This window comes from Exilibacterium tricleocarpae (assembly GCF_007004655.1).
GTDB classification, from domain to species: domain Bacteria; phylum Pseudomonadota; class Gammaproteobacteria; order Pseudomonadales; family Cellvibrionaceae; genus Exilibacterium; species Exilibacterium tricleocarpae.
Genome location: NZ_ML660087.1, coordinates 229,211 through 241,307, shown reverse-complemented (window position 1 = coordinate 241,307; position 12,097 = coordinate 229,211). Strand labels below are relative to the sequence as shown.

General features: G+C 48.5%; 10 protein-coding genes. All 10 read right to left on the bottom strand.

What is annotated here, in order from left to right; genetic code table 11:
- Positions 1-40 precede the first annotated feature (40 nt).
- The gene (locus tag FKG94_RS00965; protein WP_142902307.1) at positions 41-1,261 is read right to left on the bottom strand and encodes a choice-of-anchor Q domain-containing protein; all 1,221 of its coding nucleotides are present in this window, start codon (positions 1,259-1,261) and stop codon (positions 41-43) included.
- A gap of 239 nt (positions 1,262-1,500) precedes the next feature.
- Entirely contained in the window at positions 1,501-1,998 is a 498-nt protein-coding gene (locus FKG94_RS00960; protein WP_142902306.1) for a DUF6265 family protein, read from the bottom strand.
- An 82-nt stretch (positions 1,999-2,080) separates the two neighbouring features.
- Positions 2,081-2,854, bottom strand: a complete 774-nt coding sequence (locus FKG94_RS00955; RefSeq protein ID WP_142902305.1) for a hypothetical protein — start codon at positions 2,852-2,854, stop codon at positions 2,081-2,083.
- Positions 2,855-4,002: 1,148 nt separating this feature from the next.
- Positions 4,003-5,010, bottom strand: coding sequence for a hypothetical protein (locus tag FKG94_RS00950; protein ID WP_142902304.1), 1,008 nt, complete (start codon positions 5,008-5,010; stop codon positions 4,003-4,005).
- A gap of 646 nt (positions 5,011-5,656) precedes the next feature.
- Positions 5,657-6,661: a hypothetical protein gene (locus FKG94_RS00945; RefSeq protein ID WP_142902303.1), complete on the bottom strand. Its 1,005-nt coding sequence runs from the start codon at positions 6,659-6,661 to the stop codon at positions 5,657-5,659.
- An 825-nt stretch (positions 6,662-7,486) separates the two neighbouring features.
- Positions 7,487-8,092: a PqiC family protein gene (locus FKG94_RS00940; RefSeq protein WP_142902302.1), complete on the bottom strand. Its 606-nt coding sequence runs from the start codon at positions 8,090-8,092 to the stop codon at positions 7,487-7,489.
- A 9-nt stretch (positions 8,093-8,101) separates the two neighbouring features.
- Complete coding sequence (locus FKG94_RS00935; RefSeq protein ID WP_142902301.1) at positions 8,102-9,064, bottom strand: MlaD family protein; 963 nt, start codon at positions 9,062-9,064, stop codon at positions 8,102-8,104.
- Positions 9,049-9,831: an ABC transporter ATP-binding protein gene (locus tag FKG94_RS00930; RefSeq protein ID WP_142902300.1), complete on the bottom strand. Its 783-nt coding sequence runs from the start codon at positions 9,829-9,831 to the stop codon at positions 9,049-9,051. Before FKG94_RS00930 ends, FKG94_RS00935 begins: the two co-directional genes overlap by 16 nt.
- A gap of 29 nt (positions 9,832-9,860) precedes the next feature.
- Positions 9,861-10,988, bottom strand: coding sequence for an MlaE family ABC transporter permease (locus FKG94_RS00925; protein WP_218943385.1), 1,128 nt, complete (start codon positions 10,986-10,988; stop codon positions 9,861-9,863).
- A gap of 236 nt (positions 10,989-11,224) precedes the next feature.
- Positions 11,225-12,085 (bottom strand): FAD-binding oxidoreductase, encoded by an 861-nt coding sequence (locus FKG94_RS00920; RefSeq protein ID WP_142902299.1) that lies wholly within the window; start codon positions 12,083-12,085, stop codon positions 11,225-11,227.
- Between the last annotated feature and the right edge of the window lie 12 nt (positions 12,086-12,097).

Here is a 12,097-nt window from a genome sequence, read left to right as displayed (position 1 = left end):
ATGAGCCATCCTAACAGGTTTTATCACTATTGCGTTTTTGCTACAGCAGTTCGTAAGCACCGATATCACACCGTTTATTTTTTTGATTTTTCAGCCTCGGCCGATCCAATTGATCCCTTTGTTCACAGGCACTTTCGCTGAAATCAAACGGACTGCCTGTATCTATTATCGGAGAGCTGGATTTTGGCGGGTGAAAGGGGGGTTTCCCGGCAACTTGTTGCAATGGCAGCAGCTCCGGCAAAATACCGACCCGATCATTTTCTTCCTGGCGGTTAAACTGGCAGTTGTAGGTCTTGCCTAAGAGGTTATAGCCACTGGAATTTATCACTCCGCTGCAGTCGGGTGAGAACTGTGCAAAGTTACCGGACAGAATTGAGTTGGACATGACAACGGGAACAAAAGTGTGGATACCACCGGCATAGATATCTGCGCTGTTATTGGTAATCGTGGTATTTTTTAGCAGCATGGTGTCATAGTTTTGTATCGCGCCACCGCGTTGACCGGAAAAGTTCCCGCTTATGGTCGTATTGGTAATGGTGGAGGCACCTCTGGACCAAATACCGCCGCCAGGGCCCAGGGCCTCGTTCGCTAAAATAGCACTTTGTTCAACAATGAGAGTACCCGGGCCATACTGCACAGAATTTTGAATAGCACCACCAACACCCGATTTCCAAAAGGCCCGGTTTTCACGCAATATAGAGCGCGAAATTCTCAGGATTCCATCATTGCGAATGCCTCCACCATCGTCACCCGATACATTTTTCTCTATGGTCGAATCTACCAGATGTAAGGAACCGACATTCCATATGGCCGCACCATCAAAGCCAGTGGGAGTTCTGCCGTTTCTGATTGTCAAGCGGCGGATAACGACATCGGCCGACCGGCTTATTCTAAGCAACCTGAAATATTTTGTGTTCGAAGCGTCACTTCTCTCAAGAATCGAACCAGCCCCTTGAATTTCGATAGTGGTCGTCAATGCCGGTAAACCAACGCCCGCTTCACTTTGATGATCGATATCCTTTATGGTATGGACACTATTGTCTTCCAGACGTATAACACTTCTGTCCGGATGTTGATTGGCGCTGTTGATCGCGTCTGCCAAAGAACAAAATACCTTTGCCGACTTATTACATGATCTGTTGTCTTGCTTCACCAAAAGTAGATTCAGGTCGTCAGTCTCTTTGTTGTTGTGTGCACAACTCACGACCAAAAGCAGTGCTCCCAGGAAAAAAACATTTCTTACCGTGCCTGCAGAGATCATATTTTTTACTCTTTGTCAAATAGCCTGGCACTGCTTTACACCCAATGATCTTATCTGGAAAAAATACTTATATTGATGTTTACCAGCTAAGTGTATTTGCGCCATCCAGGATGGCGCGACAGATGCATAACAGCTTCTGACCACACGCGCTGAAAGGCGACGCAAATATGTCAAGCAATAACGAACTGTAGCTAGTGACTATACGAGCGTCACCACCGACAAAATGTTAATTATTAAAACTATTTAAGCTTTTTACTTCTAAGCGCTTTCAAATGTGTCTCGGCACCACAATCAACCGGCGCCATATAGAAGTTTTGAACTTTTTCTTTGTTCGCACCTTCGATGCGCGCATTTAGCATGCCATCGCTCTGATAACGATAAGAGATTATTTTGGGATAGTCATTTTCCATATTTTCAAATACAACTTCCTTATCACCCAGCTTCACCATTTTGAAATTTGCAGCCTCTTTTCCATCAGGATAGGGACGATAATTGACGCCCGATTGATCTTTGTAAATCCTGATAAATTCTACAAACCTGTTTTTATTGTCAATAACAATCTGACTATTCCCCAGAATCGTATCGCCCCTGGGCCTGGTGAAAGTCTCCCGGATACTGCCGCTCTCACCCATATTGCCTTGCCAGCAACCGGAAAGGAATGACAGTTTTTCCAGCTCCGTAGCACTGGCCGATGACATAAGAATGATACAAATACCCCAAAGCGCACAACGTGCCATATATAACCCCTTAAGAAGACCTAGCCTGCCGCCACAGCGGAGGCCAGGTTCATATCTATTATTGTTAGCAGGATAACAATCACTAGTGAGAGTAATAGCTATCTTTCAACGAACGCAGGCCCTTACGTACCTCCTCAGCAACCTTCTTGCCAAGCATATACTCTTCTTCGGTGATCTGCAGCATATCTTCGCAAGTGCCATCGCGAAAGATAATTTCAGAAGCCGCGTTCCTGCCTACTGCCGCCTGGGTGTTGACCCCCAGTACGCTTGAATCTTTGATTTCTGTGGGTTTTTCGAAAGCCACGCTTACATTCCTTGGCGGTATCTCAAAGACATTTTTCGTAAAGGCTACGCCCGGCTTATTGGAAACTATACGTTTCTGCCCTATCCATACATCATAGATGGCGTTATAAATAATATTTGACGGATAATCGCTGCCCTCCTGCAGGGCAATGACCAGGCTCTTTGGCTGAACGGGCAGCTCTGACAGCGTGAAAGTGACATCGGCGTCGAGGTACTCGCTGTAACCATATAACTCCCAATCGGCGATAGTAAACTCGATCTGCCGATAACCGAGGCCGTTGGTTATGGGTTTTTCTCTCTCCAGTCTCATAAAGGCTGTCAACTTGAGAATTTCTACCGGGCTGGTTTCACTTCTCGCCATATCATAAATGGGGATGGTAATCACCGACTGCTCATACTCCGTACCCGCCATTGGTGGATAAGCGCTTGAATAATGGCCGTGCGGCTCTGATTTCGCGGCAGCCAAGCCGGAGATTGTCGACATGATAAAAACTGATATAAGACTGAGAATACGAAAATAGGAAAGTGGTTTTAAAAGTTGATAGACGTTCATGACTGTGCATCTCCGCTTGACTTTAGTGTGTGCCGGGTCGTGATCCAACCCAACCTGGGTCTAACTGACTGCATTTCCTTTTGTGAGCGACGACATAAAGCTCTAGAAATTTCTGAAGAATTTCCAAAAATCATAAAACTTGATAGTTAATTTGCCTTTATTTAAAGGCTATCTCTTTTCGACGTCTAATTTTTCATATCTTACTCGCCGATTGATCTTTCACCCCAAGCGCAAGCCGATCACGCATGGCGTGATCTATACCGGTTGGATTTTCAGGCTATTTCGGGTAGGGCTATCGCTTCCTGCATATCGGGGTATCTATTACAAAGCTAGTTCTTATTCTTCACACACTTCTTTTTCACCCACTTCAGAAGTATGTCCTCATGTTTCCGAGGCTTGCAGGGCTGTCAATGTTACACAGGCAGTTTTTATATTGACTTTCTTCGCCTACAGTGCTCATTGGGCGTAATAGTGGCTCTTCTCAACTAAAAATGTCAATTGCCTATATTTGCGGTATATCTTCGTCTTTATGGCTGAGATGAATCAATCTCATTAACCGCGCCGCAAGTCGGTTAACTCCAGTGACAGGAAATAGGGAAGGATGACACAAGGTTAGTTAACGTGACGGTTATAAGGTTTTTCTATTTTTAGTGTGTCTATTTATATTTCAAATTAGTATAAATTTCTTACCGATAGGAGAAGTAGGCTGTCGGTTATCCACAACGCCTGGGTATTGCTATTACGCAACTGTTGACAACCGAAATCATGAATTCAAACCCTCAAGCCAAATTGCACCAAACCTCTAGCAGATTAGTACCAGGTGTTTTTCGTTTGTCGATATCTCATTGAGTTTCCAACGATCAGTCGGGCAATAGTTAAACTGAATAAAGATTTCATATTCTCGATTGGATAAGTCTCGAGAAAGGCGCTTTCCAACAGAATGCTGATACCAGATGTAAGGCTCATCTCTCAAAACCCGCTGACCGGAAAAGCCAGGGTAGTGCAGGAGAGACACGGTGGTCTGCGCACGAACGCGGGCCTGAGAAGCAGAAGCTATGCAGAAATTATCTCAGAACGGTATGTCATATCAACCTTTCAAAAAAGCGGGCCAACCATTTCCAGGCCTGCCCGCTTCCAAAAGTTGAGACTTAATTACAGAAGGGGACGATGTCGCTGCCTGCCGTCTCTGTGAACCGGCATGGGTTCCAGCCCTTATAGCCTTTTTGCCCTGCGGTGATAGCTATACCTTTTCTTGGCAGAGCAATCTGCAATATATTACCTATCGGGTAAAAGCTAACATCGCCGACCGTTATTTTGAGATCTACGTTAGTGATCAAGCTGGCAAGCTCATTTTTAACCACTATGGCAAGGTCTTCTCCATTGTAGTAAAACTGACCGTCTGGAAGGTAAACATCCAAACCAAAGATAACCTTGGAGTAATTATCCGCCCTGTGTTCAAGACTCTCCCTTATTTTTTCTTCTACTTCGCTGGCGAATTTTGCTTCAAGACGGTTGGTTAACAAATTGATCCCGGGGATCAAAAAGTCAAGTATCGTATCGGTATCTACATTGACATTTAAGCGAAAGTCGTTAAACACCAGATTATCGATAAGTCCCGTGTAGACGTTATAATTACCGGTCAGCCTGATATTCTGTGCCGTGATTGAGGCTGAAGCTTCAGCATACCAGCTCTTCTCAAACTTGGCGTGAGCTGAAAGATTAAAACCACCAACACTCACCCGAATATTACCTGTGGAATCCCTGTTTCCCTGAATATGAAATTCAATTGGACCGGTCAATGAGGCACCGCTTCTCTTCAACGATAGGCCTTCATCGCTGGCGAGCTGGCGTGCCGCCTCGTTAAGTTGCGTACTAATCGCCCTCTGTAACGCCAGGCGCTGCATAAACACATCAATCGTGGCACTCGATACCTGTGATTGAATCTCGTTGTATCGAGCCTCGCCAGGAAAGTTGAGTTTGTTGGTATAGCATAGACCAAACCCGCTTGCAGCCACATGGAAATAACTGGTAACCCGCTCAGTCTCATAGGTATAGGGCGGCGCGTCGATACAGGCATTGATATGAGTCAGGGCGAAAGAGGTTAAGGGAGTTAATGCCACAACGGCACTTAGTACAATTTTTTTCAGCGTCATCATTTATCACTCCGTTGATTTATCCTCTGCAAGCATTTGACACAAGCAGAGGTAAGTCAATTGAAAAAATACCGATCAACCGGAAAATTACAATTTTGTAACACTTTTCGTCCTATTAAACGAAACTGTTACACAAAAAAAGCCAACTCCCGATTAATCGAACAGGGATCAAATTTATCCATAGATCTTACATTGGGATCAAGACCATATAGGCGAAATATTTTTTCAGGTTATTATAAAAACACATATTACGAAGTCATTCCCAATGAGAACGTATATTACAGGAACGAGCGTTACAAAATGTTTGCTATGAAAGAATTTTGTTACAATAATTTGTCAGCAGATACTACAAGAATTAATTGCCCGCAACCTTCGCTTAGAGTAACAGTGGTTTTTCAGCACCACTAAGTTTCTCTACTAATGACAATATCTTTGAGGTAGGCAAACAGGAATATTTTCACAACCTACTGACTGAAAAGCGGTGCAGATATCACAGAGGTGCAGCAACTGGTGGAACGCGGCGATCTGCGCACGAACGGGCATCGGGGAGGCAGGGATATACGGAGATTATATCGAGGGTAACAGTCAACTTAACCCTTTTAAAAAAGAGCCGGCCGTTGCAAGGCCGGCTCGTATCAGCATACCGACACTAATTACAGAAAGGTGTGATACCGTTGCTCTCTGCATTTCCGAACCGACAAGGATTCCATCCGATATAGCCTTTTTGCCCTGCGGTAACCGCTAGACCTTTCCTCGGCAAAGAAATTTGTACTATATTGCCCGTAGGGTAAATGTTAACGTAGCCAACCGATACCTTCACATCCACATTCGTAACCAGGTTGGCAAGCTCGTCTTTAACCAATAGGGCGAGATCTTGACCATTGTAGAAAAACTCGCCCTCGGGGAGATGGGTATCTAAACCAAAGATAACGGTGGAATAATTATCCGCTCTGTGTTTCAGGCTCTCTCTTATTTTATCTTCCACTTCATTGGCAAATTTTTCTTCCAAACGATTAGTCAACAAATTGATTCCGGGGATCAAAAAGTCGAGAATCGTGTCGGTATCGACATTGACATTCAATCGAAAGTCGTTAAATACCAAATTATCGATAAGTCCCGTGTAGACGTTATAATTACCGGTTAGCCTGATATTTTGTGCGGTAATCGAGGCTGAGGCTTCAGCATACCAGCTCTTTTCAAACCTGGCATAGGCCGAGATGTTAAAACCACCAATGGTGACACCAATATTGCCCACAGAGTCCCTGTTTCCCTGAACATGCAATTCAATCGGGCCTGTCAATGCAGCGCTGCTTCTTTTCAGCGACAGCCCCTCGTCGTCGGCCAACTGTCGCGCGGCCTGGTTAAATTCGTTACTAACTGCCGCCTGTAAAAGGAAGCGCTGGGTAACCACATCCCTGGTAGCACTCGACACCTGAGATTGAATGTCGTTATACCGGGTTTCACCAGGGTAGTTAAGTTTATTGGTGTAACACAAACTAAATCCGTCTTTGACCACATGAAAATAGCTGGTGACCCGCGCATCCTCATAGGTGTGCGGCGGCGCCTCAATGCAGGCATTGATATGAGACAAGCCAAAAGAGGTTAAGGGGGTTAGTGCCAGGGTAGTACTTAGTATTAATTTGCTTAGTGTCATTGTTTCACTCCGTTGATTTATCCATCACCGGCATTTACTACAAGCAATGGCATATCAATTGAAAAAAGGTTTTTTAATGGGAACAGGTATCTCAAATAAAAGGCATACCAGTCGATCTGTTAAAAAACTGCAATATTTTTCGTGTTGCCGGGAAAGTCGTTAAGCGAAAAATTTCGACTCCTGTTTAATTGAAAAGAAACCAAATTTACCCACACACCTGACACGAGGATCAAGCCCATAGAGATGGAATATTTTTTCAAAATTTTTCCAATAAGTTTTATACAATAATATGCGCTACAAAGACATCCACCAAGAAAACACCTGTTACAACTACAATGTTACAAATACACTTTTACAACAGTGCACGTTACATCTGTGTGTCGACGCCCCACCGTAGAATCTGCACCTTCTTGACAGCGCCCGGCACCCAAAGACACTCCATGGCGTCTTTCACCGCCAGTATGTATTCGAAACGAGAGTTCGGCACTTTCTGATCGCCAAAAAAATACTGCGTCTTATCCGTAGTTACCCAACAGTTACGGTCTGACTGCTTACAACTTTTTTCCGGTGGTGATTTTTTATGTTGACCTACGGATGGCTGGAGAGAGGCAAGGTTGAATTGCCTAAGGTGGTGAATCACCTCAAGCACGCGTATTTGTACCAACGCGCTATAGCATTAATTGTTGCAACCACGCTATATATGCCCACCCCAGTGAAAACGGGCCGACACTCTGGAATGGCTACATTATACTGTGATGCGATATCGACCATTACTAACGCCCGGCCGATCATCCCGTCATTGGCCGCTACAGCCCATTATGCAATTTAGCTCCGTTTAGAGCCGGCTGCTGCAGTAAGCGCTTGGTGCACTTCGGTACTGAACTGCTGCAACAATGCGCTCATCGCTGAAACTGCACCTGCATGGGTCGATTCAGCCCTACTTGTACGCGAGAAATTGCCGGCAGCCACCACCTCACCGTGCTGGTCCAGCCAGGCCCAGACAGCTTCCAGCCGTGCGGGGCCGTCCAGTTTTACATCGAAGCGCAAGATATCGACCCGCAAGCGCCGTAGGGGTCTGGTATTGAGCATGCTCGGGTGTTTCACATACAGGTAGCGGGAATCGAGATTAGTGAAATGTTTCAACAGTGCAATCTGAAATTCGTTTTCGATATTGCCGGCCCACTGCTTGACATTGGAGACCTTGATGTTAACGCTGGAATTACGCTCGACAATAGACGCCCGCTTCAAATAGTCAGCAAAAGTAATCGGCCCGAGTGCAATCACCTTAATATCGCCATGCGCTAACTTTTGATCGGCCAGTTGTGGCGACGACAGCACGTAGTAATCGGTCTCAACGGACTTTCCCGAGGAAACGCAGCCCGCCAGCAAGATGCTTAGCGACAGGATGGGTAGTCGCAACAAACGGTTCATAACTTTATCCTAGGGTTGTTTGCCCATTAACAGGGATTCCGGGTTACGCTGCAGAGTTTCAGCCAACTGGCGAACCTGATCAGCAGAGCGCTCAAAGGCACCTAGCGTCTGAATCAAAGCGACGCTAAGTTCCGATCCGGGCTGTATGGCTTGTTGATACGTCTTGAGCGTGCTCATCGCCCCTTGCAGGGTAGTGTCCAACAGTGCCAGTGATGCGGATGCCGATTTGAGTGCTGGCCTAGCTGTAACCGCCGCTTCATTGATCGAGTCTGCCATTTGTCGCACGGATTGTGTAGCGGCCATTAGTTCCGTCGACAAGGTTTCTTTATCGTTATCCAACACTGACAGGATACTGTTCAGGTGGGTAATCGCGGCTCGCAGTTGCTGCGCGGTAGCCTGCGACTCCTCTGAGCCGAGGATGTTGTTTAACCCCTGAGCGATGGCCTTGAAGTCGTCCACCAGGTCCTGCACTACATCGGCCACAATCTCATAGTCGCTGGGCACGGTTGGAATAACCGGATAGTTGTACTTGCTCGGCAGTGAAAACTTCTCCAGGTCTTCAAAAAATTCCAGCTGCACCTGGAGTCGCCCGGTAACCATATTTTCGGCCACTAACTGTGCGGCAACGCCCTGGGCCACCAGATTTTGGATCAGTGCCAGGTGCTCACCTTGAGTTATCGGGTCGGGATCATCTCCCTGAGGGACGATAATACCGGTCACTCTGACAACGATCCGTGTTTCACTTTCGTCGAGCTCCAGATTCATGGTCCGCACTTCGCCAATTCTTACCCCGCGAAAGGTGATATAGGAACCAATTGCCAACCCCTTCACATTGCCCTCAAACGCCATCTCAACTTTCTGCTCCGGCTGAAACCAGTCGCCGGAACCAAAGACGAGCAAGCCGGCTGTCAGTACCAGGATGGCGCCAATCGCGAACAACCCGATATTACGGGCACTTACTTGTTGGGACATAATGTCGCTTCTTTTGTTGCTCCGCGCCGTAAAAAACGCTGTACTTTTTCAATCTCACAGTACTCCAGCAAATCGGCCGGCTTGCCGGTTGTGAGCATGGTTTTGGTTTCCGGGTCGAGGAATACCGAATTGGTGCCGATGGTGAGGATACTGGCAAGCTCGTGGGTAACCACAACAATCGTGGACTTCAGGCTGGCATTCAGTTCCAGAATCAAATCGTCCAGTAAGCGCGCGCTGACCGGGTCCAGACCGGCGGAAGGTTCATCGAAAAACAGAATCTCCGGGTCCATGGCAATTGCCCGCGCCAGGGCAGCCCGCTTCAACATGCCACCACTGATCTCGGCGGGGTAGTAATCGGCAAAGCCGGCCAGGCCGACCATCGCCAGTTTAAGCTCCACCAGCTCCCGTATCTCCGCACGGCTGAGTGCGGTATACAACTCCAGTGGCATACCGATATTTTCCGCCAGCGTCAGCGAACTGACCAGGGCGCCGGCCTGATAGGAAACGCCAAATTTCTGCATCAGTTGCCGGCGCTCGGTTTCGCCGGCATCCCAGAGACTGGCTTCATTAATCAACACTTTTCCTTGCGCCGGGTGCAGTAACCCGAACATATGCTTTAACAAAGTGCTCTTACCGCTGCCACTGCCGCCCATAATAATAAAAATATCGCGCCGGTTGACATCGAAAGTCAGATTTTGCTGTATCACTTTGCTCCCATAGCGCATGGTCAGGTCGCGGACTTTGATATGGACGGCGTCAAGGTTCATCGTTTTGATATATACAGTGTCGGGGGTTCTCAAATGCCCAATACGGTCGTGACAATAGTAACGAGCGCATCAAAGACAATAATCAGCACTATACCGAGCACCACCGCCGCGGTTGTCGCCCGGCCGACGGCGGTGGCGCTGCGGCCGGAGTTCATGCCCATATAGCAACCGGCCAGGGCGATTAAAATACCGAATATCACACTTTTAAACAGGCCGATAGCAAAGTGCCTGAGCGGCACGCTATCGATCATTTGTTCAAAATAAAGCGTCCAGGACAGGTCGAGCATCACAACACTGACCAGGCCGCCGCCGAGAATGCCCATCAGGTTGGCGTAGATAGTCAGCAGCGGCATCATAATGACCAGCGCCAGCGTGCGTGGCAACACCAGAAAATCCGCCGGTGCCACACCCATGGTCTTGAGCGCATCGATCTCTTCATTGACCTGCATACTGCCCAATTGTGCGGCAAAGGCGGCACCGGTGCGACCGGCCATAATAATGCCGGTCATCATCGGCGCCATCTCCCGGGCCATCGCCAGGCCCACCAGGCTGGCGACATAAATACTGGCGCCAAACCTTTCCAGTTGCACGGCACCGACAAAAGCCAGGATCATACCGATCAATACGCTAATCAAGGTGACGATACCCAGCGACGCCGGCCCGCAATCGGATAAAAAGGCGAGCAAATCGGCGCGTCGATACACGGCTTTACCCCGCAGCCAGTGGCCGATAGAGACCAGGGTTGTGCCGATAAAAGTGGCAAAGGCAATAAATTGACTGTAAACCGAGAGAGTGCGGCTGCCGATACGTTCCGTAAAATCGGGCTTGTGTTTGCTGTCGAGCTGACCGGGACGGGCCGGTATGGCCTGTGCCAGGGCGATCAGGCGCACGACCCCTTCGGGGACATCACGGTTTTCGATGCCGATACGGCGACTTTGGGCAGCGGCGGTGATAGGCAATAAGTAGGACACCAAGGTGCTGTCCCACTCGCCCAGGTCCCGACCGTCGACCACCAGTTGGCGGATATCCGCATGACTCACCCGCTCAATGCCGGTGGCGGGATTCTCCAGGCCGCCCGTCAACAACCAGTCACCCGCCAGGGTGATATGCAGTGTACCGGTGTCTTCCTGCGAAATCTTGATAGATTTACCGATCAATAGTCGCCTTAATACACAGCTTGTGGTGAATGACGATACCCAAATTCGAGACTGTACAGCTTGGGCCCCAAAGCCGGTAGAGTAGCCTGAGATTATGACGGAAATCAATGCAGGCGCATTATTACCAGTATCCGTTGTTCAGCCTTTTAGAGATCCAATACGCCGGCCTGGCCCTATACCGGGCGGTCGGCAGCCATATCCAACGGCAGCCAGCGAACTGAGCCAGGCCCGGCCACTTAATAGATTAGCTCTATCCAGCGATCTTCCTCGATAAGCTCCGACTTTATCTGTTGCCATTTCTCCGCAGAACCCGCGATGCGGCCAAACACCTTATCCAGCGTAGCCTGGATATCCATACGGCCGGCAATATAGCTATAGCCCTTTTTATGGGTCAGCATCTCAAACAGCTCCTCGGCCCACTGCTCCAGTGCGCTGTCCATGGCCACGGGGTCGGACCAGTGAGGCCTGGGACTCAGGGCCTTGATCGCCTCGAAGGTTTCCTCGTCATAGTATTGCCCAAAGTCGTCTTTCTCATTATTCATATAGAGCAGTTCAATCCCCGATCGCGCGCCGTAAAACAAGCGGACCCTGCCCCTCCAATCCCCCACATCCCGATACAGGTGCTTGATAAAGGCGCGGAAAGGCGCAATGCCGGTCCCCATACCGATTAACAGCAGATCGGTGTCCTTGTCCTCGGGCACGGGAAAAGGTGAACCGAAGGGGCCATTGATGGTCAGGCTGGCACCGGACTGCAGGTCACACAGGTAGTTGGAGGCGATACCACGGTATTCCTCGCCGCTGTAGGCGTCGATATAACTACAACGCTTCACACACAGTTTTACTTCCGGTTTACCATTGTTATTCCAGTCGGCGGTATCGGCGACACTGTAGAGACGGAAATGATGGCGGTGGCCGATCTCGTCAGAACCGGGCACAATCACCCCGATACTCTGCCCGATCCGGTACTCGAACGCCTGCTGCTGCACTTCGAGCACTATCTCCCTGACCTCCTCGGGCGAGGCGGCCGGTGTTATCCGTGTGTTCGACAACACTGTTGCCTTATAGGTGGCGCCCGTATCGTAATCCTGCAAACGCATGGCAGTCCTCCT